Source organism: Allobosea psychrotolerans (genome assembly GCF_002917105.1).
GTDB classification, from domain to species: Bacteria; Pseudomonadota; Alphaproteobacteria; order Rhizobiales; family Beijerinckiaceae; genus Allobosea; species Allobosea psychrotolerans.
In genome coordinates this window covers 342,243-364,508 of sequence record NZ_PQFZ01000004.1, presented here as the reverse complement: position 1 = coordinate 364,508, position 22,266 = coordinate 342,243, and the positions used below count along the sequence as shown (strand labels likewise).

The 22,266-nt window shown below is 66.4% G+C and carries 20 protein-coding genes; 9 read left to right on the top strand and 11 right to left on the bottom strand.

Annotated features, from left to right (window positions below; translation table 11 throughout):
* Positions 1-2 precede the first annotated feature (2 nt).
* Together CYD53_RS09770 and CYD53_RS30205 are read right to left on the bottom strand one after the other, a co-directional pair.
* On the bottom strand, positions 3-1,460 hold the full coding sequence (locus CYD53_RS09770; RefSeq protein WP_181011786.1) for a methyl-accepting chemotaxis protein: 1,458 nt from the start codon (positions 1,458-1,460) through the stop codon (positions 3-5).
* Entirely contained in the window at positions 1,457-1,828 is a 372-nt protein-coding gene (locus CYD53_RS30205; RefSeq protein ID WP_181011785.1) for a hypothetical protein, read from the bottom strand. Before CYD53_RS30205 ends, CYD53_RS09770 begins: the two co-directional genes overlap by 4 nt.
* Before the next feature lie 192 nt (positions 1,829-2,020).
* Here CYD53_RS30205 and CYD53_RS09765 point away from each other — a divergent pair, with 192 nt between their 5' ends.
* Together CYD53_RS09765 and CYD53_RS09760 are read left to right on the top strand one after the other, a co-directional pair.
* Complete coding sequence (locus tag CYD53_RS09765) at positions 2,021-2,449, top strand: TadE/TadG family type IV pilus assembly protein (RefSeq protein WP_103717864.1); 429 nt, start codon at positions 2,021-2,023, stop codon at positions 2,447-2,449.
* A gap of 37 nt (positions 2,450-2,486) precedes the next feature.
* Positions 2,487-4,193, top strand: a complete 1,707-nt coding sequence (locus CYD53_RS09760) for a pilus assembly protein TadG-related protein (protein ID WP_181011783.1) — start codon at positions 2,487-2,489, stop codon at positions 4,191-4,193.
* 9 nt (positions 4,194-4,202) lie between these two features.
* Here the strand turns inward: CYD53_RS09760 and CYD53_RS09755 are convergent, their stop codons facing one another.
* The 5 genes from CYD53_RS09755 to murA form a co-directional block, all read right to left on the bottom strand.
* Complete coding sequence (locus CYD53_RS09755) at positions 4,203-4,607, bottom strand: arsenate-mycothiol transferase ArsC (RefSeq protein WP_103717965.1); 405 nt, start codon at positions 4,605-4,607, stop codon at positions 4,203-4,205.
* A 47-nt stretch (positions 4,608-4,654) separates the two neighbouring features.
* A complete protein-coding gene (locus CYD53_RS09750) occupies positions 4,655-5,128 on the bottom strand; it encodes a UPF0262 family protein (RefSeq protein WP_103717862.1) in 474 nt (157 codons plus the stop codon).
* A gap of 213 nt (positions 5,129-5,341) precedes the next feature.
* A complete protein-coding gene (gene hisD, locus CYD53_RS09745; protein ID WP_103717861.1) occupies positions 5,342-6,634 on the bottom strand; it encodes a histidinol dehydrogenase in 1,293 nt (430 codons plus the stop codon).
* A gap of 33 nt (positions 6,635-6,667) precedes the next feature.
* Complete coding sequence (locus tag CYD53_RS09740; RefSeq protein ID WP_092170104.1) at positions 6,668-7,114, bottom strand: DUF2948 family protein; 447 nt, start codon at positions 7,112-7,114, stop codon at positions 6,668-6,670.
* Between the two features lie 31 nt (positions 7,115-7,145).
* Positions 7,146-8,435, bottom strand: coding sequence for a UDP-N-acetylglucosamine 1-carboxyvinyltransferase (murA, locus tag CYD53_RS09735; RefSeq protein ID WP_103717860.1), 1,290 nt, complete (start codon positions 8,433-8,435; stop codon positions 7,146-7,148).
* Between the two features lie 792 nt (positions 8,436-9,227).
* On the opposite strand from murA, the gene CYD53_RS09730 reads away from it, so the two are divergent.
* From CYD53_RS09730 to CYD53_RS09715, 4 genes are all read left to right on the top strand, one after another.
* Positions 9,228-10,139 (top strand): enoyl-CoA hydratase-related protein, encoded by a 912-nt coding sequence (locus CYD53_RS09730; protein ID WP_181011782.1) that lies wholly within the window; start codon positions 9,228-9,230, stop codon positions 10,137-10,139.
* A 158-nt stretch (positions 10,140-10,297) separates the two neighbouring features.
* Positions 10,298-12,625 carry a putative bifunctional diguanylate cyclase/phosphodiesterase gene (locus CYD53_RS09725; RefSeq protein ID WP_103717858.1) on the top strand — a complete coding sequence of 776 codons (2,328 nt, stop codon included), beginning with the start codon at positions 10,298-10,300 and terminating at the stop codon, positions 12,623-12,625.
* A 171-nt stretch (positions 12,626-12,796) separates the two neighbouring features.
* Positions 12,797-14,266, top strand: coding sequence for a dihydrolipoyl dehydrogenase family protein (locus CYD53_RS09720; protein ID WP_245928163.1), 1,470 nt, complete (start codon positions 12,797-12,799; stop codon positions 14,264-14,266).
* An 11-nt stretch (positions 14,267-14,277) separates the two neighbouring features.
* A complete protein-coding gene (locus tag CYD53_RS09715) occupies positions 14,278-15,735 on the top strand; it encodes a sensor histidine kinase (RefSeq protein ID WP_103717857.1) in 1,458 nt (485 codons plus the stop codon).
* 42 nt (positions 15,736-15,777) lie between these two features.
* Here the strand turns inward: CYD53_RS09715 and CYD53_RS09710 are convergent, their stop codons facing one another.
* Complete coding sequence (locus CYD53_RS09710) at positions 15,778-16,407, bottom strand: S24 family peptidase (RefSeq protein ID WP_103717963.1); 630 nt, start codon at positions 16,405-16,407, stop codon at positions 15,778-15,780.
* Between the two features lie 224 nt (positions 16,408-16,631).
* Between CYD53_RS09710 and CYD53_RS09705 the strand changes: the two genes are divergently transcribed.
* Both CYD53_RS09705 and CYD53_RS09700 read left to right on the top strand, forming a co-directional pair.
* The gene (locus tag CYD53_RS09705) at positions 16,632-16,976 is read left to right on the top strand and encodes a DUF952 domain-containing protein (RefSeq protein ID WP_342751683.1); all 345 of its coding nucleotides are present in this window, start codon (positions 16,632-16,634) and stop codon (positions 16,974-16,976) included.
* Positions 16,973-18,070: a quinone-dependent dihydroorotate dehydrogenase gene (locus CYD53_RS09700; protein WP_103717855.1), complete on the top strand. Its 1,098-nt coding sequence runs from the start codon at positions 16,973-16,975 to the stop codon at positions 18,068-18,070. The genes CYD53_RS09705 and CYD53_RS09700 overlap by 4 nt, the downstream gene beginning before the upstream one ends.
* A gap of 341 nt (positions 18,071-18,411) precedes the next feature.
* Here CYD53_RS09700 and CYD53_RS09695 read toward each other — a convergent pair whose 3' ends face one another.
* The 3 genes from CYD53_RS09695 to CYD53_RS09685 form a co-directional block, all read right to left on the bottom strand.
* Positions 18,412-18,681, bottom strand: a complete 270-nt coding sequence (locus tag CYD53_RS09695; protein WP_103717854.1) for a DUF6460 domain-containing protein — start codon at positions 18,679-18,681, stop codon at positions 18,412-18,414.
* An 89-nt stretch (positions 18,682-18,770) separates the two neighbouring features.
* A complete protein-coding gene (locus CYD53_RS09690; protein ID WP_103717853.1) occupies positions 18,771-19,451 on the bottom strand; it encodes a response regulator in 681 nt (226 codons plus the stop codon).
* A gap of 183 nt (positions 19,452-19,634) precedes the next feature.
* Positions 19,635-21,269 carry a cisplatin damage response ATP-dependent DNA ligase gene (locus tag CYD53_RS09685; protein ID WP_103717852.1) on the bottom strand — a complete coding sequence of 545 codons (1,635 nt, stop codon included), beginning with the start codon at positions 21,267-21,269 and terminating at the stop codon, positions 19,635-19,637.
* Between the two features lie 113 nt (positions 21,270-21,382).
* Here CYD53_RS09685 and CYD53_RS09680 point away from each other — a divergent pair, with 113 nt between their 5' ends.
* Positions 21,383-22,156, top strand: coding sequence for an SGNH/GDSL hydrolase family protein (locus tag CYD53_RS09680; protein WP_181011781.1), 774 nt, complete (start codon positions 21,383-21,385; stop codon positions 22,154-22,156).
* The last annotated feature ends 110 nt before the right edge of the window (positions 22,157-22,266 follow it).

Here is a 22,266-nt window from a genome sequence, read left to right as displayed (position 1 = left end):
GCTCAGGCCGCCGCGACCAGAGTACAGAACGCTGCGACCTCATGGCGGATGCTGTGTGCCTGCGCGGCAAGTATATCGGCCGCCTCTTGCAGCTGTTCCGCCGCATCATGTGTGCGCACCGTCATCAGCTCGAAATTGCCGACGACGTCGACGCCACGCCTGGCGCCCTCGAATGAAAGCTGGACCTGGCGCGCGATCTCCGCGGTCGCGCGATCCTGCTCATGGACCGCGACCGCGATCGCCTCGGCCACCTTCTCGACTTCGCCCATGGCGCCAACGATGTCGCGGATGGCCTTGAGCGAGCGCTGCGAGGCGATCTGCATTGCATGGATCTGGCCTGAGACTTCGTCGGTGGCGCGAGCGGTCTGCGCCGACAATGTCTTCACCTCGCTGGCGACAACCGCGAAGCCGCGCCCCATCTCACCGGCGCGCGCCGCCTCGATCGTGGCGTTCAGCGCCAGCATGCTGGTCTGCGCCGCGATGCCGCGAATGATCTCGACGACGGCCCCGACATTCTCGCTGTTGCGGGCAAGGTCCTCGATTTCATCGCTGGCGCGGCGCGCGAGATCGGCTGCGTTCTTGGAACCGTCGGCGGAATGCGTGACGTTTCGGCCGATCTCACCGATCGATTCCGCGAGCTGACCGCTCGCATTGGCGAGCTGATCGATGCCGCGCGTCGTCGCGCCCGCGGCCTCCGAGACCAACGCCATCTGCTGGCGCGCCTGATCCGACGTGCCGGTCAGTTCGCGCGACCCGCCCTGCATGGTCTCGGCCGAGCGATCGAGCACAGCCATGGCCCGCTCCATCTGGGAGCGGAAGTTCTGGACGATCTCGCGCAGCGCCTCCGCGCGCCGCCCGAGTTCTTCCGCCTGGCGCTTTTCGCGTTCGCCCGCCATCCGCTCGCGCTCGGCGATTTCGTTGGCGCGCTGCAAGCTGTTTTCGTTGGTCGCGAACATGCGCCCCAGGATTACGGCAAGTGCCGCCAGGAACACGGTTTCGATGATGACGATCACAGCGTGCAACAGCACGCGCAGGAGGCTGCCACCCTGATAGAACACGGCCGACGGCAAGATATATTGCAGGGCGAGGTGGTGCAGCGCGGTCAAGGCGGCGCCCATCATGATGGGGCGCCAGTCGCAGAAGCCGGCGAGCAAGGCCAGCACCGCGAAATAATACATATGCGTATCGGGCTGCCAGGGATGGCCGGCGAAGCTGTAGACCAGCATCGAGACCTGACCGATCAGCACCAGCGCAATGACGAGCTGCGTGACGATGGCGACGCCGTGGCGCAGATAGAGCAGCAAAGCACCCACAGCCAGCAATAAGGCACAGGACGCAGGCAGCAGGATGTTCCCGCCGCGGAACCCGATGCTCAACGCCAGGATCGGAACGTGCAGGAATGCGAGGCCTAGCAGCACGCGCGCGACGGCGACGCGAATGCCCGTCAAGGTCCAGATCATAGGGATGGTTCCATGGACACGCGGGAATCGAGACAGCCGGCGAGTCCAGCGAGCGCCAGCATGAGCAGGGCGCCTCGCGGTCTGGCCGCCTCGGCACCGGCCTCGGCCACGATCACGATGAAAGGTGAAATGCCACCACGCAGGACGCGATGCCCGGCCGCGAGGCTTCGCGCCATCGCGTCCTGCTGCGGCAGCCATGGTGGGAAGATGATCGCCTGCGGCACGGCCCGACCGATCGAGGCCTGAGGCAAGCTGAGCACGGCAGCAAGGCTGACAGCCATGAGAGCCAGCGCCACGATGCAGCCATCCCGCAGCGCCGCAGCCCGCCCGCTATTGGCGGAGGCTCCGATCAGGCTTCCCGATGTCATGGGACGTAAGTCTCTCCGGAGGCGGCAAGGTTTCTGCGCGTTTCCGGATGAACTGGGGCCACTACCGTAAAGTTTTACTTAAAGATGAAGGCAAGGCCTAACCGCGTTGGTTCTGAGCGCTTCCGTTTACAGTTTTTAAGAGGTTGAGGATTACAACTGTAGATAGTATTTAAATACCGGAAGGCGCATCCCATGTGGACCTCAGCAAACCGGTTCCGTCGGAACGAAGCCGCCACGAGCGCCGTCGAATTCGCGATGGTCGCGCCAGTCCTGCTTCTGATGATCTTCGGCATCATCGGTTACGGCTATGTTCTGGGCATTTATCACGGCATCCAGCAAGTCGCCTCCGAAGCCGCTCGCGCCTCCGTTTCCGGTGTAACCGATGCCGAACGCGCCCAGATCGCGCGCGCTTTCGTCACGGCCAACGCATCCTCCTATGCTTTCCTCGATCCGACCAAGGTGACCGTGACGACGGCCCAGAGCGGCCCGCCGCAGCAGACCTTCTCGGTCGCGGTCGCCTATGACATGTCCGGCACGCTCTTCCAGAGCCTCGCCTCCCTCGTCTCACTGCCACCACCTACGGTTGTGCGCCAAGCTGTCATCCAGCGCGGCGGCTACTGACCCAGATCCTTGCTCTCGCCCCTCGCAGGAGGCCGTGATGAATCGCAGCTTCAAAGCCTTTGCCAAGAACGAGCGCGGTGGTGCGGCTCTGCTCTTTGCTGCCGGAATCTTCGTCCTTTTCGGCTTTGGTGCGATGGCGGTCGATGTCGGCAGCTTCTTCTATGAGAAGAGGCGGCAGCAGACCGCCAACGATCTCGCGGCACTTGCAGCCGCGGCGGATCTGCCGCGCGCCAAGGCTGCTGCGCAGGCCACCGCCGGCAGCAACGGCTACCCGGCCAACACCGTCCTGACCGTGCAGACCGGTATCTACAACGCCGACGCGACCATACCGGTCAGCAACCGCTTCACGCCCAGCACGGGAACGACCGCCAACGCCGTCAAGGTCGAGATGCGCGGCGTCACGCAGATGCTGCTCGGCCGCGTTCTCGCGGCCAGCCCGTCAAGCACGGCCCAGGCCAGCACGACGCTGGCGAGCTTCTCGAGCGGCGATGTGCCGATCGGCAGCAGCGCCATCGCGGTGCAGGATGCGCAGGCCGCCTTCGCGGTCGGCTCGCGGCTGGCGCAACTGGACGGCGGTCTCCTGAACAGCCTGCTCAGTTCGCTCCTGGGCAGCAGCGTCTCCCTTTCCGTGATGGACTACAACGGGCTGGCACAGGCGCGGATCGACCTGTTCACATTCTCCAAATACCTGGCGGTGCGCGCGAATCTGTCGGCCGTGACCTATGACGACGTGCTGAAGGCCAATGTGAAACTCGGCGACGTGCTTTATGCCGCCCAGCAGGCCGCACGCGACAACAGCACCAGCAGCGTGACGGCAAACAACGCGCTCTCGCAGCTGGCCGCGGCGACGGCCAACTCGACGCAGCGCGTCGACCTGACCAAGCTCATCTCCTTTGGCCCCGCGGGCCAGACAGCGCTGTCGCTGCCGGGGCAGATCGTGGCTTCGCTTACGGCGCTGGACCTCGTCTCGGCGGTCGCCCAGATTTCCAATGGTACGCGCTCGATCGACACGGGGCTGTCCATCAACATCCCCGGCCTCGCGGCGGTCTCGCTGAAGCTCGCCATCGGCGAGCGGCCAGTGGGTACGAGCCTCGTCAGCGTCGGACGGGCGGGCGCGACCGTCCACACCGCCCAGACCCGCCTGATGCTGACGATCAACCTCGTCGGCAGTGGACAAGCCTCGCTGGTAAGCCTGCCGCTCTATCTCGAGCTCGCAGCCGCGACCGCGAAGCTTACGAGCGTCCAGTGCACCCCCGGAGACGTCACCACCTCCCGCGTCACGCTCGGCGTGACACCGGCCGTGGTCGACGCCTGGATCGGGCAGGTCTCGCTGACGGATTTCAACAACTTCAGCACGGCGCCGAACCCGCCCGCCGCCGTGGTCCTGAACGTCCTTGGACTCAAAGTGACGCTGCGGGCGCATGCGACCATGACGAACCTGGCCGAGACGCCGGTGAGCTTCACCTATCCGGAGATCCTGCGCGGCGACAAGCGCACGACCTCGACGCAGGATTTCATCGCGACCTTGCTGTCACGCCTCTTCGGCGATCTCGTGGTCCGTCTCGACCCGCTGGGACTGGACCTCGGCGGCGTCGGCAACCTCGTCAGCGGCATCGTCACGGCGGCGGCGACCCCGATCGACCAATTGCTCACCAGTGTGCTCGGAACGCTCGGCATCGGCCTCGGCCAGGCCGACAGCTGGGTTACCGGCGTACGCTGCGGCGGCTCCCTGCTGGTGCGCTGAAAGGACTCGTCAGGCCCTCAACCTGTCCTTGATGCGTCGCATCAGCCCGTCGCGCACCTCGCGATAAGCCTCCAGCACCTGCTCGCGCGAGCCCTGCACGACCGTGGGGTCGATCGTCGGCCAATATTCGACATCGGCAGCAACCGTGCGCGTCAGATTGAGCGCCTTATGGTGAGCCTCCGGCGAGAGCGAGATGATCAGGTCGAAATTCAACCCCTCCCACTCTTCCAGCTCCTCGATCGATTTCGGCTTGTGCTTGTGCGCGTCGATGCCGATCTCGTCGAGAACCGTGAGCATGAAGCCGTCGACCTCGCCCCGTCTGGCCCCGGCCGACTGGACATAGATCGACTTGCCGAAGAAGTGCTTGGCCATCGCCTCGGCCATGGGCGAACGCACCGCGTTCTGCGCACACATGAACAGCACGCTCTGAACCTTGCGCGAGGCGGCGGGCTCCACCCTCCCTAGCCCTTCCAGTGCAATGCGTAGATCAGCGTGAAGAGCCGCCGCGCCGTGTCGAAATCGATTTCGACCTTGCTCGCGAGGCGGTCCACCAGGATGTGCGCCGCCTCGTCGTGAAGGCCGCGCCGGCCCATGTCGATCGACTCGATCTGCGAGGGCGTGGCGGTGCGGATGGCGGCGTAGTAGCTCTCGCAGACCAGCGCATAGTCCTTGATGATGCGCCGCAATGGCGTCAGCGAGAGGTGATGCGCGACGACGGGAACGCCATCTGCCTGTCGGACGTCGAAGACCAGCCGGCGCTCGACCAGCGCCAGATGCACCAGATAGGGCCCGCCATCATGGCCGGGAAGCGCGAAGCGATTGCGCTCGATCAGATCGTAGATCGCGACCGCGCGCTCATGCTCCTGATCCGGAGAACCGCGCCCAAGCGAGGCTTCGTCGAGCGTGACGCCGATCAGGCATTTCGTCTCCGACATGCAGTCTCCGATCGGACCGGACGGCCTTAGAGCCTGTCCCGAAACTTTACTCCGGCGGCCGCCTGAGCGAGTTTCGAAACGGACTCTTAAAGCCGGATCAATGCGAAAAGCCGGTTCCCACTTTTTCGCATCCTGCTCCGGCTCTTTGTTTCAACGCGTTTTCTTCACGCGAACCGGTGCCCACTTCGCTCGAAAACGCTCTGGGACATCGATTCACAGATTCAGTCTGATCGTCACGGAACGACCATGCGCCTGCAAGCCCTCGGCTTCGGCGAGCCGGACGGCAGCCGGCGCGAGCGCGCGCAGCGCCTCGGGCCCGCATTGCAGCAGCGAGGTCCGCTTCATGAAGTCGAGGACGCCAAGCCCGGAAGAGAAGCGGGCCGAGCGCGCCGTCGGCAGGACATGGTTGGGCCCGCCGACATAGTCGCCGATGGCCTCGGGCGTATGGCCGCCGATGAAGATCGCGCCGGCATTGCGGATCCTGGCGGCAAGGCGCTCGGGCTCGGCCGTCATGATCTCGAGATGCTCGGGCGCGAGGCGGTCGACCAGCGGGATCGCGGCCTCCAGATCCGCGACCAGCAGGACCGCGCCGTAATCAGCCCAGCTCTTGCCTGCGATCTCGGCGCGCGGCAGCGTTGCAAGCTGCCCTATCACCGCCTTCTCGACCTCGCCGGCCAAACCGGCATCGTCCGTCATCAGGATCGACTGGGCCGAGACGTCGTGCTCGGCCTGGGCCAGCAGGTCGGCGGCGATCCAGTCAGGATTTGCCGAACCGTCCGCGATGACCAGAACCTCGGAGGGACCGGCGATCATGTCGATGCCGACCTGGCCGAAGACGCGCCGCTTGGCTGCGGCGACATAGGCGTTGCCCGGGCCGACGATCTTGGAGACCGGGGCGATCATCGCCGTGCCATAGGCGAGCGCGGCAACGGCCTGCGCGCCGCCGATGCGATAGACCTCGTCGACGCCGGCGAGCCGCGCCGCGGCCAGCACCAGCGGGTTGGTTTCGCCGCGCGGGGTCGGCGCAACCATCACCACCCGATCGACACCCGCGACCTTGGCCGGAACGGCGTTCATCAGCACCGAGGACGGGTAGCTCGCCGTGCCGCCCGGCACATAGAGTCCGACCGCCTCGATCGCGCTCCAGCGCCAGCCGCTTGCGACCCCGGCCTCATCCGTGAACCAGGCATCCTGCGGCTTCTGACGCAGATGATAGGCCTCGATGCGCGCGCGCGCCGTTTCCAGCGCCGCAAGTTGCTCGGGCGGGCAGGCCTTGACGGCGGCATCGATCTCCGCCTCGGAGACGCGCAGCGTCTGCGGCGTCAGGTCGAGCCCGTCGAAGCGGCTGGTATACGCGATGAGCGCTGCGTCTCCTTGGGCGCGGACCTCGGCGATAATGTCGGCGACGACGCGATCGACCTCCTCCGAGACCTCGCGCTTGGCGCCCAGCAGGTTCTGGAAATCCTGCTCGAAGCATGCATCCCTGTCGTCGAGCCTGATCGGCATCGCAAAACCTTAAGAGCTATGGCGTGGAAGAGGTCAGGCGCCGTTGGGATGGTCGGGGGTCGCGACCGCTTCCCAGACCGGGCCGAGATCCTTCATCTGAGCTTCGATGCATTCGACGGCGAGCCGGATAGCGGCGCCGTCCGAGAAGTGCAATGTGACGTCGCCAGCCGGGCCGTCGCGCTCGTCGAAGGTGATCGCCAGCAGATTCAGGACCGTGCCCGGGGCGGCAGTGTCGATCCCGGTGCTGCGGGCCGTGGTGACCCGCTCGAAATGCAGCGCGGCGAGACGCCGCCGACGCTGCCCGGCCTGCACGCCCGCCCAGTCGAACCGGCGCGCCGCGAGCGCGAAACGCTTTTCGCCTGGAAGATAAGCGATATCGGCCACCTTCAGGACAGCATCCTGGAGATGAGCGGAGAGGATCGCCAGATCGTCGGTGTCGAGTGCGATCAGCTTCAGCGGGTCTGCGGCGTCAATCGGCATCGCGATGTTCTGGCGAGGCCGCGCGGTAACGTCAACTGCTGATGCGTTCGACAACGGCGCCGCAGCGCGTCAGCTTCGCCTCGAGCGCCTCGAAACCGCGGTCGAGATGGTAGACGCGGTTGATCGTGGTGTCGCCTTCGGCGGCGAGGCCGCCGATGACGAGCGAGACCGAGGCGCGCAGATCCGTCGCCATCACCGGCGCGCCGGTGAGCTTGGCGACGCCCTCGACATAGGCGGCATCGCCGTCGAGCCTGATCTTGGCGCCCAGCCGCGCCAGCTCCTGCACGTGCATGAAGCGGTTCTCGAAGATGGTCTCGCGAATGCGCGAGGTGCCCTTGGCCCGTGTCATCAGCGCCATGAACTGTGCCTGGAGATCGGTCGGGAAGCCAGGGAAGGGGTCGGTGTCGACATCGACGGCGTTCAGCGCCTGGCCGTTGCGGCGCACGCGGATACCCTCATTGGTCGAGCTGATCTCGACGCCCGCCTTGGTCAGGACGTCGAGCGCCGATTGCAGCAGGTCTGGCCGCGCGCCCTCGAGCAGCACGTCGCCACCCGTCATCGCGACGGCCATGGCATAGGTGCCGGTCTCGATACGGTCGGGCAGGACCGCGTGATGGGCGCCGCCGAGGCGGGCGACACCGGTGACGACGATGCGCGAGGTGCCGGCCCCCTCGATCTTGGCGCCCATCTTGACGAGGCAGGCGGCAAGGTCCGTCACCTCCGGCTCGCGCGCGGCATTCTCGATGACCGTCGTGCCATCGGCCAGCACGGCAGCCATCAGCGCGGTATGGGTGCCGCCGACCGTCACTTTCGGGAAGACGATCTCGGCTCCCTTGAGGCCCTTGGGCGCCCGCGCCAGGGCGTAGCCGTTCTCGATGGTGATCTGCGCGCCGAGTTTCTCCAGCGCCATCAGCAGCAGATCGACGGGGCGCGTGCCGATGGCGCAGCCGCCGGGCAGCGAGACCTTGGCCTCGCCCATGCGCGCCAGGATCGGGGCGATGACCCAGAAGCTCGCACGCATGGTCGAGACCAATTCATAGGGTGCGCAGGTATCGGTAATCTGGCGCGCCGTCAGCGAGATGGTCTGGCCGCTTTCGGCCGACTGGCCGATGCGCTTGCCCGCGACCGTCCGATCGACCCCCTGATTGGAGAGGATGCGCGACAGCGCCGTGACGTCGGAAAGGCGCGGCACATTGACCAGCGTCAACGTCTCGTCGGTCAGCAGGCTTGCGATCATCAGCGGGAGAGCGGCGTTTTTCGCCCCCGAGATCTGGATATTGCCATTGAGGCGCTGGCCGCCGGTGATGCGGATCTTGTCCATCGTGATGACCTGCTGGCCTGCCGCCGCGAAACGCAGGGCTTGCGCATGAATAATAAGAATCAGGACCGGGAGGTTTCGGCCTGGGCTTGCGATACCGGTTCCTGCGCTTTCGCCTCATCCGTGCGGCGAGCGCGAGCCTGAGCCTTGCGGCGCTTCAGGTTCTCACGGAGAGCGGCGGCCAGGCGCGCTCTCTTCTCGTCTTCTGCGGATGGTGGGCGGTTCACGGCATCAACTCGGCATCAACGTTTCAACGCTCGGATCACGGCGAATTCGCGGCGCATCGTTAGCCGTGGTTGTGGTTTTGAACAAGCGGGAGCGCGCGGCAAGACGTAAGCCCGCCGCCGGCCTTGTCCCGTTTTGCGACAGCTCTGCGTGCCGCAGCAGCTCATCCCGGCTTGTCCCTTGGCTTCGTATCGGGCTTCGCGCGGGACGATACGCCCCCTGAAAAGGAAACGATCCACCACGATCGGCAAGCCGCGAGAACGAATGTTCCGCCCTCGCGAGAACGCGCGCCCGAATCTTTCCTTCGCCGAGCGTGCGCGCCCGGCAGCACATGATTTGCTCAAGGCGAGGACGCGATCGGGATCTGTTCCACATCGTTCAAGGCCTTGTTCACGACACCGGGTCCGAGTTGACGATACGGAATAAAGCTTAACGAAATTAACCATTTCGACGGGATCTTGTTTACAGTTTCTTAACTTCAACTACCTTGACCGGGCGTTCTCGACGCGCGGCAAGCGGGAGGTCAGCGGCATGTTCCAGTCTCTTTCATCAGTTCCGAAGACTGGTTCCGTGACGACGCTGGACAGTTGCGACGTCATCGACGCCATCCGGCATCAGGCCGGCTTCCTGCCCGAGGTGCAGATCGACTACGAACCCGACATCCTGACCTTGTGGGTGACGATCCGGCCGGAGCTGAAGCCGGTTTTCACGCTTCAGCTGCTCGACAGCCTGGGCAAGATTCAGCGTGCGATCTTCGCGCTATGGGGTGCGCCGGACCAATATCACCGCGCTCCGGTCCGCTTTCTCGCCTTCCGCGGAACGGGCCCGTTCTTCACGCTCGGCGGCGATCTCGACTTCTATCTCGACTGTCTGGCCAAGAATGATCGCGCGGCGCTGGCCGAATATGCGCGGCTCTCGATCGAGGGCGCGGTCTGGAACGCCAGCGGCCTGAACGGCCTCGTGGTCACGCTCTCGACCATTCATGCCAAGGCGATCGGCGGCGGCATCGACGCGCCGCGCTCCTGCAACATCATGATCGCCGAGGAGCAGGCCTCGTTCGTCTACCCCGAAATCAAGTTCAACCATTTCCCGATCACGGCGGTCGCGATCCTGTCGCGCCGCATGGGGCCGCGCGCCGCCGAACAGATGCTGCTTTCCGGCGAGGAGCTCAGCGCCCGTGATTTCATGGCGGCGGGCGGCCTCGAGGCGGTCGTCCCGACGGGAACGGGCGAGAGTTGGATCCGCAAATACGCCGCCGATTCCTTGCCCATGCATGCCGCCAAGACCGCCCTGTTCTCGGCCTTCAACCGCCGTGCCGGCGATCTGAAGGAGGAGCTGGAGCATCTCGGGGAGATCTGGACCAACTGCATGCTGCGGCTGAACCCTAGCGCGATCTCGAAGCTGCAACGCATCGCTCAGACGCAGGACCGCATGCTCGCCCGCGTCTACCAGCGCCCACCTGCGGTTGCAGTCAGCCCTTAGAACGGTCTCCAAGTCTGTATCGAGGCCGTATGCGGCCGCTGCGAATTCGGAGAACACCCACACCAAACATTTACTTCTGCCGCCATAAAGCATTTAAACGGAGCGACTTGTGGCGAGAGATGCGCGATCTCCGCTTGTCGCCGTAAAGGGCGGGAGCGATGGCGGAAGCCCTCAGGCGATCAGCGGATGGCGGCTTGAGCGATCCGGGCAAGGACTTCGACCTGCCCGGCTATCGCCTGCTCGTCAGCTCGCTCTTCTCGTCGCCGGCCTCGATCGTCCCTGGCGGGATCGCCGGCATCCTGACGCCCTTTCTGTGCTGGCTCTCGAGCGACAAGCACCTGTTCCTGAATCTGACCGTTCTGGTCGCGCTGATCGTCTCGCTGCGACTGATGACGGTGATCTCCTATCGCCGGAAGGATCATTCCGAGGACAGCCTGCGCGAAACGCGGCGCTGGGATCGCGAGTATTTCTTCGGCGCCACCGCCTTCAGCGCGGTCCTCGGCTATAGCTGCTATGCCGCGCTGGCCCTGACCGACGACGCGGCAGCGCATATCACCTCGGTCGCTTCGACCATCGCGCTCGCCTCGGGCTATGTCTCGCGCAATGCCGGGCGGCCGAAATTCGTCGCGGTGCAGATCCTGACCTTCTGCATTCCGATGGCTGTGGGCCTGATCCAGGCCCATAATGTCTACTATCAGTATATCGGCTATTTCGCCTTTCTGTATGTCGCGGCCAATATCGCGATCACCAACTCGCTGCATCGCAACCTGCTCGCGCTGAGCGACGCGACCAAGCAGTCGAAGGCCCTGGCCTCGGCGCTGCATTCGCAGAACCTGACCCTGGATGCCGCCCTCAACACGATGATCCACGGGCTTGCGATGTTCGACCGCGATCTGAAGCTCGCGGTCAGCAACGCGCCCTATCGCGCGCTCTACGGCATTCCCGAAACGCTGGCGCTGCCGGGCACGCCATTGACCGCGATCGCCCGTTTCCTGATCGAACGCCAGATTATCGGCGCCGAGCAGGTGCGCGACGTCAGGGGCGCGCTCGTGGCGGTGCAGGACATGCAGCAGACGATGACCCGCGAGCTCCAGACCCGGGGCGGCCGCGTGCTCGTCATCACCATCGCGCCCGCGGCCGAGGGCGGCGTGCTGATGCTGACGGAGGACGCGACCGAGCGGAAGGCGACCGAGGCGCGCATCGAGCAGATGGCGCGCTTCGACGAATTGACCGGGCTCGCCAACCGCTTCGAATTCAACAACCACATCACCGAGGCCTTCGGCCGGCTGGAGCGCACCGGCGAGGCCTTCGCCCTGCTCTATGTCGATCTGGACGGCTTCAAGCAGGTCAACGACAATCTCGGCCACGATATCGGCGATCGCGTGCTGAGCGAAACGGCGAGCCGGCTGAAGAGCACCATTCGCGGCGGCGACCTGCTCGCCCGCTTCGGCGGGGACGAATTCCTGCTGATCCTGCCCTCGGCCAGCCACGCCGTCGTCACCAATATCGCGCAGCGCATGATCGACGCGATGTCCAAGGTCTTCCACCTCGACACCAAGAGCGTCTACGTCACGGCCAGCGTCGGCATCGCCATGGCGCCCCATGATGGGGCGACGCCGGTCGATCTGCTGCGGCACGCCGACACCGCGCTCTACAAGGCCAAGGCCGCCGGCCGCAACACGCTGACCTTCTTCAACCCGGCCATGGCGGAGGAGATGCTCGACCGGCACGAGATCGAAGTCGATCTGCGCAAGGCCTGCGACGATGGCGCGCTCGAACTCTATTACCAGCCGATCATCGACCTGAAGACGCATGAGATCGTGACGCGGGAGGCGCTGATGCGCTGGCACCACCCGACGCGCGGCATGATCCCGCCCGGCGTGTTCATTCCGATCGCCGAACAATCCGGCCTGATCGCGGCGATGGGGAACTGGGCGATCCGTCAGGCCTGCAAGGATGCGGCGCAATGGGGCAACGAGATCGGCGTCTCCGTCAACATCTCGCCGCTGCAGTTCCGCGAACCGCGCCGCATCGTCGAAACGGTGAAGGACGCGCTGATCACCTCTCATCTCGGCTCGCACCGGCTGACGCTGGAGGTGACGGAATCGCTATTGATCGAGGACAATAAGAGCACGCTGGCCGTCATCGACGAGCTCAGGGCACTCGGCGTGCGCTTCGCGCTCGACGATTTCGGCACCGGCTATTCCTCGCTCGCCTATCTCTCGACCTACCCCTTCGCGCAGGTGAAGATCGACCAGAGCTTCACCCGCAACGTCCATACTAACGAGGCCTCGAAGGCGATCATCGAGGCGGTCTGCCAGCTCGCGCGCCGGCTCTCGATGAATGTCGTGGTCGAGGGCATCGAGACCGAGCAGCAGCGCATCGCCGTGCAGTTGCTCGGCGCGCAGCGGGCCCAGGGCTATCTCTTCGGCCGGCCGGAGCCGCTCTCGGCGTTCTTCCCCGACAAGGGCCGCAAGATCGCCTGAGTGCAGCTCTGACGCTCTTGCGAGTCGCGCGGCCTTGATTCCGGCGGTCTCGCGACGCATCAGCAGTTCCAGGAGCATTGCTCTCAACTTTTGGAATCGACCAGGTTGCTCGCATTCGGACGGCACCGTCCGAATGCGAGCAACCTGGTCGAGCGGATCGGGAGGAGCGGCGTGAGCACGACCACAGCAACAGCGCCGGCACCTGCGCCGCTGACGCCCGATATCTGCGTGATCGGGGCGGGTGCGGCCGGGCTGTCGCTCGCCACGGCCGCGGCTGCGTTCGGCGTGCCTGTCGTCCTCGTCGAGCACGGCCGGATCGGCGGCAGCCATCTCAATGCCGGCGGCGTATCGGCCAGGGCGCTCAGTGCAGCGGGCGCGCGGGCGCTGGCCGTCCGGGAGGCCGGGCGCTTCGGTATCTCGGCCGGCGAGCCGCAAGTGAACTACGCGCAGGTCCACGATCATGTTCGGCGCGTCGTCGCCACGATCGCCCCCAATGATTCGGCGGAGCGTCTCGGTGCGCTCGGTATTCATGTCGTCAGGAGCGAGGCACGCTTCATCAGCCGCAGCACGATCATGGCCGGCAACCAGGCGATCAAGGCGCGGCGCTTCGTGATCGCGACCGGCTCGCGGCCGGCCGCTCCGCCGCTTCCCGGGCTCGACGCGGTCCCGTTCCTGACGAGCGACAGCCTGTTTTTGCTGACGCGCCGGCCCGAGCGCCTGCTGGTTCTCGGCGCCGGATCGACCGGTGTCGAGCTCGCGCAAGCCCTGGCTCGGCTCGGCAGCACGGTCACCATCGTCGAGACCGGGGACCTTTTGTCCCATGTCGATCCCGAGGCCGCGCTGATCTTGCGCCGCGCGCTGCTGCGCGACGGCATAACGCTGCACGAGCAGGCCAGGGTGCTGCGTGCAGAGACGGTCAAGGGCGGCGTCAGGCTGGTGCTGGCGGGCCCCGAGGGCGGGGCCGACCATAAGCTCGACGGGACGCATCTTCTGGTCGCGACGGGGCGCGCCCCCAATATCGAGGCGCTCGACCTCGAACTTGGCGGCATCGCCAGCGACGCCGGGGGCGTGATCGTCGACAAGGGGCTGCGCACCGGCAACCGCCGCGTCTTCGCGATCGGCGATTGTGCCAGCGGGGCAGGCGGCGGGCTGCACTCCACCCATGCCGCGCATGACCAGGCGGGTCTCGTCTTGCGCAGCGCCTTGTTCCGCCTCCCGATCAGGACCAAGGCAATAGCGATCCCGCGCGTGACCAATTGCCATCCCGAGCTCGCCAGCGTCGGCCTGTCCGAGGCGCAGGCGCGCAGGCGCAGCGCTGCGATCACCATCCTGCGCTGGCCTTATGCCGAGAACGACCGCGCCCAGGCCGAGCACGAGACCGATGGCTTCGTGAAGCTCGTCGCCGACCGACGCGGCCGCGTCCTCGGCGCCACCATCGTCGGTCCCGGTGCAGGCGAGCTGATCGCGCCCTGGTGCATGGCCGTGCGCAAGGGCCTGACGGTCCAGGACATGGCAGGGCTCGCCTTGCCCTATCCAACCTTCTCGGAGGCCTCGAAGCGGGCGGCGATGTCCTTCTACGCACCGCTGGCGGCAAAGCCCGGAATCCGCCGGCTCATCGGCTTTCTCAGCCGTTTCGGCTAAGCTCCGATTCAATGCAGCAACCTGATCTCGACACGTCGCAACTCTCGGTCAGCCTGCCGCGCAGCCTGACGCGGCTCGGCCTCTCGGCCAAGCTGCTGCTTTTGACCGTGCTGTTCGTGATGCTCGCGGAAATTCTGATCTATTTGCCGTCGGTCGCGAATTTCCGACGCAACTGGCTCAACGACCGGCTCGCCGCGGCCCAGGTCGCGGTGCTGGTCCTGGAAGGCGCTCCCGATGAACGCCTGCCCGAAGAGAGCGAAGCCCGGTTGCTGATGGGGGTCGGCGCGCGCGCCATCGCCGCCCGCGTTGGGGGAGCACGCCGCCTGCTCAGCCTCGACTCGATGCCGCCCACGGTCGCCCGCAAGGTCGATCTCCGCGATGCAAGCTGGATCACCGCTCTGAAGGAGGCCGTCGAGATTCTGGTGGCCCCGCCGCACGACATGCCGATCCGCGTCATCGGCGAGGCCATGGGCGGGGCCGACTTCGTCGAGATCGTCATCGACGAGGCGCCGCTGCGGCGCGCGATGCTGGTCTTCTCCGGCAACATCCTGCTGATCTCGCTGCTGATCTCCGTCCTGACGGCGGGGCTGGTCTATCTCGCGCTGAACTGGATGATCGTCGGACCAATTCGCCAGCTCGCCGCCAATGTGATGGAATTCGAGGCCGATCCGGAGAATCCGCACCGGATCATCCAGCCGTCGCGGCGCGCCGACGAGATCGGCGAGGCCGAACGGGCGCTGGCGCGCATGCAGATGACGCTGGCCGGCGAATTGCGCACCAAGAAGCATCTCGCCGAGCTCGGGCTGGCCGTCAGCAAGGTCAATCACGACCTGCGCAACATGCTGGCCTCGGCGCAGCTGATGTCCGATCGGCTGGTCGACACCCGCGACGCCAAGATCAGGCGCTTCGCGCCGCGCCTGATCGCGACGCTCGGCCGGGCGATCGATTTCTGCCAGGCGACATTGGCCTATGGCCGCGCAGCGGAGGCGACGCCGCTGCTGCGCGAGATTGCGCTGCGCCAGCTCGTCGCCGAGCAGGCGGAGATGCTCGGCCTGCCCGAGAACAGGCAGCTCAGCTTCGTCAACGAGGTTCCAGCCGAACTGATCGTCCGCTGCGACCCCGACCAGATGGCGCGCGTCCTGCTCAACCTGATGCGAAACTCGGTACAGGCGCTGACGCGGGAAGGAGCCGAAAGCGAGGGCCAGCCCATGCTGACGGTCAAGGCGCAGCAGCTCGGCGGCTCGGTGCTTCTGCGTGTCACCGATAACGGCCCCGGCGTGCCCCAACGGGCAAAGGCCAACCTGTTCCAGGCCTTTCGCGGCTCGGTGACGCCAGGCGGGACAGGGCTTGGCCTCGCCATCGCCGCCGAACTCGTCAGGCTGCATGGCGGCACGATCGAGCTCGAGCCCTCGGAGACGGGGGCGGTGTTCAAGGTGACGCTGCCGGCGCGCAAGCAGAACGGGAATTGAGCGCGGCGGCCGTAGCGGCCATTGCAAGCGCCACGACGAGGGCTACTGGCTCGCCCAGACCACCCGCGCCATGAAAGCGATCTCGCTCAGGCCCAGTACCCGGTCGGCTTGCTCGGGATTGAGCGAGGCGAGCTCGACGGTCCTGGCGGTCTGGCGCCTGAGCTGCTTGACCAGGACCTCGCCTTCGGCCGTCTTGACCACGACGCGGTCGCCACGCCGCACCGTCGCGTTCGGCGAAACGATGATGGTGTCGCCGTCGCGATAGAGCGGCAGCATCGAATCACCGGCGATCTCCAGCGCATAGGCCTTCTCGTCGGCGACACCGGGAAAGGCGACCTCCTCCCAGCCGGCGCCGACGGGAAAGCCATCGGCGTCGAAGACGCCGCCCGAGCCCGCCTGGGCGAAGCCGATCAGGGGAATGGTGCGTGAGGGCGCCGGCCCGCGCCGCATCACCACGCTCATGAATTCATCGAGCGAGGCGCCGGTCGCGGCCAGGATCTTGGCGATCGATTCGGTCGAGGGCCAACGTTCGCGGCCATCGGGCCCGACACGCTTGGAGCGGTTGAAGGTGGTCGCGTCGAGCCCGGCCTTGCGGGCCAGCCCCGAAGCCGTGAAGCCATAGCGCTGGGCGAGCGCATCGATGGCGCTCCAGATCTGCTCATGGGACAGCATCGCGGAGGCCTCGTTCCAGATGTTGCCGTTAGGCTGGGACATAAGAACCTTAGGAATAGGAAGTACGCCCTACCCGATAAGATTCCAATCCGCTTCTCGCGGAAACGCGGGACAGGATTTGCCCAATCCTCATGCCATCCGCGAGAGCCGGGTCGAAAAACCGGTTCCCACTTTTTCGCATCCTGCTCTATGTCGTGACCCGTGCGAATCCAGCGAGGCTGTGCGTGCCGCTCATCTACAAGATCTGCCCCGAGGCATTGTGGCGCGAAGCCGAGATGTCGGGCCGTTTCATTGGCGCGCCGATCGATCTCGCCGACGGCTACATCCATTTCTCGACCGGAGCGCAGGCGCGGGACACCGCGGCGAGGCACTTCGTTGGCCAGCGCAACCTGCTGCTGATCGCGGTCGACGCCTCACGCCTCGGCGAAGCCTTGCGCCACGAGCCCTCGCGCGGCGGGGCTCTGTTTCCCCATCTCTACGCCCCGCTCGATCCCAAATCCGTCCGCTGGATCGCGCCGCTTCCGCTGGCGGCCGACGGCACCCATCGCTTTCCGGAGGATGTCGCGTGATCGGCGCCCTGTTCAATCTCGCCCGCCCGCTGATCCACCGGCTCGACGCCGAGACGGCCCATCGCATGACGATCGCGGCGCTCGCCGTCGCGCCGGCATTGAAGCCCGCCGCCGACGACCCGGTCCTGGCGACGCAGGCCTTCGGCCTCTCCTTCGCCAACCCGGTCGGACTCGCGGCCGGCTTCGACAAGCATGCCGAAGCGGTGGACGGCGCGCTGGGCCTGGGCTTCGGCTTCGTCGAGGTCGGCGGCGTCACGCCTCTGCCCCAGCCGGGCAATCCGCGCCCGCGCGTCTTCCGATTGACGGAGGACGAGGCGGTGATCAACCGCTACGGCCTCAACAGCGAGGGCATGGAAGCGGTCGCCGCGCGACTCCAGGCGCGGCGCGGCCGTGGCGGCATCGTCGGCGTCAATCTCGGAGCCAACAAGGACTCAGCCGACCGCTCCGCCGATTATGCCGTGCTGGCGCGGCGGCTCGCGCCCGTCGCCGACTTCCTGACGATCAACATCTCCTCGCCCAACACGCCGGGCCTGCGCGATCTGCAGGCCGAATCGGCGCTCGACGACCTGATCGCGCGGGCGCTGGCCGCGCGGGACGAAGCGGCGAAGAGTGCCGGCCGGGCTACGCCCATGCTGCTCAAGATCGCGCCGGATCTAAGCCTGCCCGAGCTCGACGGCATCGTCGCTGTGGCGCGCAAGCGCGGCATCGACGGCATGATCGTCTCGAACACGACGGTGGCCCGCCCGGCAACCCTGCGCAACGCGGCGAAGGCCGAGACCGGCGGCCTCTCTGGCAAGCCGCTCTTCCTGCCTTCGACCAGGCTGCTCGCCGAAACCTTCCTGCGCGTCGAGCGTCAGTTCCCGCTGATCGGCGTCGGCGGCATCGATTCGACCGCGACCGCCTTCGCCAAGATTCGGGCCGGCGCCGATCTCGTGCAGTTCTACTCGGCCCTGGTTTTCCACGGGCCGGCGCTGGTCGCGACCATCAAGGCCGGCCTCACGGCCGAGGCCCGCAAGACGGGCGTCGGCAGGCTCAGCGCCCTTGTCGGACGCGATGCCGCCGCGATCGCGCGCGGCGAAACGCTCGCAGGCTAGAGCGTTTTCGAGCGAAGTGGACACCGGTTCGCATGAAGAAAACGCGTTAAAACAAGGAGCTAGAGCATCTCCGCGATTTGGAGAAACGCGGAAATGCTCTAGACGTGGGAACCGGGTTTTCGCATCCTGGCCCAGACGTCAGATGACGATGGTCTGAACCACGCCGTCATTCCGGGGCAGGCCGCAGGCCTGAGCCTGGAACCCAGAACCGATGCCCTCGACCTTTGAGGCTCGCCATGCGCGCGCATGATCGAGACCCCGCATCGGCTCTGGGTTCCAGGCTCGATCCTTCGGATCGCCCCGGAATGACGGCGGTGTTTTCCGAGTCAAATCATCCGGCTCTAGCGCCGGGAGGCGAACAGGCGCGAGAGCAGCCAGAGCGGCACCACGATCAGCGCACCGGCGATGACCCATTGCCCGACCTCGCGGACGGCTCCGAAGCCGAGATCCCCGAGCGAGCGGATGAAGCGCGCCACGACCTCGTAAAGCCCGCGCGGCGACAAGCCGAGAAACGCCATAGCCGCGCCCACAAGCAGCGAGATGAAGATCAATCGGACCAGAACGCTGAGCACGGAGCCGCCGAGAAAGCGTTCGATATTGCCATTCGCCATCGCGAAAAATCCCCCAGACACGAACCGATCAGACCACCGCCCGGTTGAACCGGGGCTGAATGCCGATGCGGCCCGCTTTCACGCCACAATCATATCGTCGCGGATGCGCCTGCCGTCGCCCAGGCCGTGCCGGCGATCTTGGAGGCGGCGATCACGGCCTGCGTGCGGCTGTCGACGTTGAGCTTGGTCAGGATCGCGGAGACATGCGCCTTCACCGTCGCCTCGGAGACGCCGAGCTCATAGGCGATCTGCTTGTTGAGCAGCCCCTCCGACAGCATCATCAGCACGCGCACCTGCTGCGGCGTCAGCGTCGAGAGCCGGCGCACCATGTCGGCGACCTCGACATCGACCGGCGAGGACAGGTCGACGCCCGGCGGCGTCCAGACGCTGCCGGCAAGCACGGCGCGGATCGCCTCGCCCATCTGCTCGACATCGGCCGTCTTCGGCAGGAAACCGAGCGCCCCGAACTCGATGCAGCGGCGGATCACCGTCGGCTCGTCATTGGCCGAGACCACGATGACCGGCACTTCAGGATGGTCGGCGCGCAGGAAGAGCAGGCCGGAGAAGCCCTGCACGCCCGGCATCGTCAGGTCGAGCAGGACGAGATCGGCGTCGGCCCCTTGCGACAAGGCCTCGGTCAGCGACTCCAGCGAGCCGACCTCGCTGACCTCCGCGCCCTCCAGCGCATGCGACACCGCCTGGCGCAGGGCGCCCCGGAACAAGGGATGGTCGTCCGCGATCACGATCCGCGTCGAAGGCTGCTTCGTCATCGCGCATATCCTTGTTCGTCTGCCGGTCGCGCATACTGCCTCAGGCATGACCGCGATCTCAAGCACACCGGCCTGCTGCTGTCGCAAGGCCGGCGCGCGATCATCAAGGCTCTGAACCAGATCGGCGCATGTTGCAATGCAATCAGGAGACGGCCTTTCGGCTTAGCTCCTGCCGGTTTCGGCTCAGCCTCCGGCCGGCAGGAGCCGTTCCAGCGCCTCGATCCGGTCAGCCTCTCCAGGCGGCTTGTCCCAGCGGATGCGGTTGATGCGGGGAAAACGCATGGCGAGCCCGGATTTATGCCGGGTCGAGCGCTGCAACCCCTCGAAGGCGACCTCGAAGACGAGGCCGCTGGCTGCGTCATGCGTGACCTCCCGCACAGGGCCGAAGCGGTTCAGCGTGTTCTTGCGCACATAGCGGTCGATCTCGACCAGCTCTTCATCGGTGAAGCCGAAATAGGCCTTGCCGACCGGCACGAGCTCCTGCCCCTCCGGACTCTCGCGCCAGACGCCGAAGGTGTAGTCGGAATAAAACGAGGAGCGCTTGCCGTGGCCGCGCTGGGCATACATCAGCACGCAATCGACCAGCCGCGCCTCACGCTTCCATTTCCACCAGTAGCCCTTGGGCCGGCCGGGCAGGTAGGGCGAATCGCTGCGCTTGATCATGCAGCCTTCGACGGCTTCCGCGTCAGTGCCTGCGCCGGCGGCAGCCGGATCGGCGCGGGCGGCGGCAAGGTCGTCCCAGCTTTCGAAGGGGACGACCTGCGAGAGATCGAAGCGCGCGCTGCCGAGCCTGCCGAGAAAAGCCTCCAGCCGGGCGCGGCGCTCGACCAGCGGCAGCTCGCGGATATCCTCGTCGCCATCGAGCAGCAGGTCGTAGACGCGGATATGGGCGGGGAATTCCGCCAGCATCTTCGCTGTCACCGTCTTGCGGTTCAGGCGCTGCTGCAAGGTGTTGAAACTCTGGACCGCGCCGTCGCGCATCACCAGCAACTCGCCATCGAGCGCGCCGTCGAGCGTCAGCGCCTCGACGAGATCGGGAAAGGCGCCGGCAATGTCCTCGCCGGTGCGGGAATAGAGCCGCGTCAGGCGCGAGCCGTCCGGCCTCGTGCCGCTGACCGCCTGGACGCGGATGCCGTCCCATTTCCATTCGGCGCCGAAATCGGCCGGGTCGAGCTTGCCGAAATCGCCCTCCTCGACCGGGTGCGACAGCATCACCGGCCGAAACGGCGCGGGATCGCTGGCTTCCGGCCGCGGCGCCCTGCCCTCGAGCCAGGCGAAGAGCCCGGTATAGGGCGGCTCCAGCCCATGCCAGACCTGCTCGACCTCGTCGGCCGGAACGCCTCCAAGGCTGGCGGCGGCGGTCTTGGCCAGGCGCGCGGAGACGCCGATGCGCAGCGCGCCGGTGATCAGCTTGAGCAGGGCCCAGCGCCCGGTCTCGTCGAGCGCATCGAGCCAGCCGGCAACGAGGCGGGGAAGATCGGTCTTGCCGGCCTCGCGCAGGCCGGCGACGACATCAGGCAGATGCGGCACGTCATTGGCGCCGTGCCTGGCCGGCCACATCAATGCGACCGTCTCCGAGAGATCGCCGACATAGTCATAGGACAGCGCAAACAGGACCGGGTCGGCCCGCTCGGCGATCAGCGCGCGAATCAGGCCCGCCTTGGCATTGCGGAAGACCAGCCCGCCCGTCATCGCCGCCAGCGCCAGGCCACGATCGGGATCGGGCGTCGTGCGCAGGTAATCGGCGATCAGGGCGAGCTTGGCGTTGCGGCGCGGCTCATAGGCCAGGCGGTCGAGCAGCCAGGCGAAGCGGTTCATCGCGTCGCGCTCCCGCCACGGCCGGCAAGTGTGGAGATGTTGCGCTGCATCGTTCAGCCACCATTCATGAAGGAAACCTTACCGACGAAGGCGTATCTGGGGGGACGATGCCGATGCGCGCCGCGATGCGGTTCCTTGCCTTGAATCTCTTCGCAGCGACGATGTTGGCCGGGGCCACCGCACAGGCGGGAACCTTCTCCTGCCGCGAAACGCCGATCGTGCAGCCTGTCGCCTCGCTCTCGGCCCTCTCCGCACGGATCGCGAAGGGTCCTTCGCTGACGATCCTGGCGATCGGCTCCTCCTCGACCGAGGGCATCGGCGCCTCCGCCAAGGACAAGACCTACCCGGCCCGGCTCAAGGCGCTGCTCGGCAAGGCCTGGCCCAGTCTCCCGATCGAGATCGTCAATGCCGGCATCGGCGGCGAGACCGCTCCGCAGACGCTCACCCGCCTGAAGACCGCGCTCGGTGCGCGCCGTTACGACCTGGTAATCTGGCAGGTCGGCACCAACGACGCCGTCAATGGCGGCGATCTCGGCGCCTTCAAGACCATGGTCGGCGACGGCATCGCCATGGTGAAGCAGGCGGGGGTGAGCCTTGCCCTCCTCGATCCGCAGTTCTTCCCCGGCATCCGCGAGCCGGAGCGCTATCGCGATTTCGTCTCGGCCATCGCCAACACGGCGCGCGGCCAGAACGTGCCTGTGTTCACCCGCTACGACGCCATGCGGGAATGGTATCGCAACGACGCCCAGGCCTTCACCAGCGCATTGTCCTCCGACGGCTTCCATATGAGCGATGCCGGCTATGACTGCCTCGCCCGCGACATGGCGACCGCGCTCGTCGGCATGACCGCGCCCGCGCGCGCCGTGATGGCGCAGACGGCCCGCTAACCTCATCCTAGAGACTGTTCGGACATTCCAGCCCTCATCCTGAGGAGCCGCGAAGCGGCGTCTCGAAGGATGCTCCAGATGGTTCGGGAGCCTCCTGGAACATCCTTCGA

Excerpts from the sequence above, each read along its gene's own strand:
- CYD53_RS09770 (WP_181011786.1), bottom strand. The coding sequence starts at position 1,460 with ATGATCTGGACCTTGACGGGCATTCGCGTCGCCGTCGCGCGCGTGCTG.
- CYD53_RS30205 (WP_181011785.1), bottom strand. The coding sequence starts at position 1,828 with ATGACATCGGGAAGCCTGATCGGAGCCTCCGCCAATAGCGGGCGGGCT.
- CYD53_RS09765 (WP_103717864.1), top strand. The coding sequence starts at position 2,021 with ATGTGGACCTCAGCAAACCGGTTCCGTCGGAACGAAGCCGCCACGAGC.
- CYD53_RS09760 (WP_181011783.1), top strand. The coding sequence starts at position 2,487 with ATGAATCGCAGCTTCAAAGCCTTTGCCAAGAACGAGCGCGGTGGTGCG.
- CYD53_RS09755 (WP_103717965.1), bottom strand. The coding sequence starts at position 4,607 with ATGTGTGCGCAGAACGCGGTGCGTTCGCCCATGGCCGAGGCGATGGCC.
- CYD53_RS09750 (WP_103717862.1), bottom strand. The coding sequence starts at position 5,128 with ATGTCGGAGACGAAATGCCTGATCGGCGTCACGCTCGACGAAGCCTCG.
- hisD (WP_103717861.1), bottom strand. The coding sequence starts at position 6,634 with ATGCCGATCAGGCTCGACGACAGGGATGCATGCTTCGAGCAGGATTTC.
- CYD53_RS09740 (WP_092170104.1), bottom strand. The coding sequence starts at position 7,114 with ATGCCGATTGACGCCGCAGACCCGCTGAAGCTGATCGCACTCGACACC.
- murA (WP_103717860.1), bottom strand. The coding sequence starts at position 8,435 with ATGGACAAGATCCGCATCACCGGCGGCCAGCGCCTCAATGGCAATATC.
- CYD53_RS09725 (WP_103717858.1), top strand. The coding sequence starts at position 10,298 with ATGGCGGAAGCCCTCAGGCGATCAGCGGATGGCGGCTTGAGCGATCCG.
- CYD53_RS09715 (WP_103717857.1), top strand. The coding sequence starts at position 14,278 with ATGCAGCAACCTGATCTCGACACGTCGCAACTCTCGGTCAGCCTGCCG.
- CYD53_RS09710 (WP_103717963.1), bottom strand. The coding sequence starts at position 16,407 with ATGCTGTCCCATGAGCAGATCTGGAGCGCCATCGATGCGCTCGCCCAG.
- CYD53_RS09695 (WP_103717854.1), bottom strand. The coding sequence starts at position 18,681 with ATGGCGAATGGCAATATCGAACGCTTTCTCGGCGGCTCCGTGCTCAGC.
- CYD53_RS09690 (WP_103717853.1), bottom strand. The coding sequence starts at position 19,451 with ATGACGAAGCAGCCTTCGACGCGGATCGTGATCGCGGACGACCATCCC.
- CYD53_RS09685 (WP_103717852.1), bottom strand. The coding sequence starts at position 21,269 with ATGAACCGCTTCGCCTGGCTGCTCGACCGCCTGGCCTATGAGCCGCGC.
- CYD53_RS09680 (WP_181011781.1), top strand. The coding sequence starts at position 21,383 with ATGCGCGCCGCGATGCGGTTCCTTGCCTTGAATCTCTTCGCAGCGACG.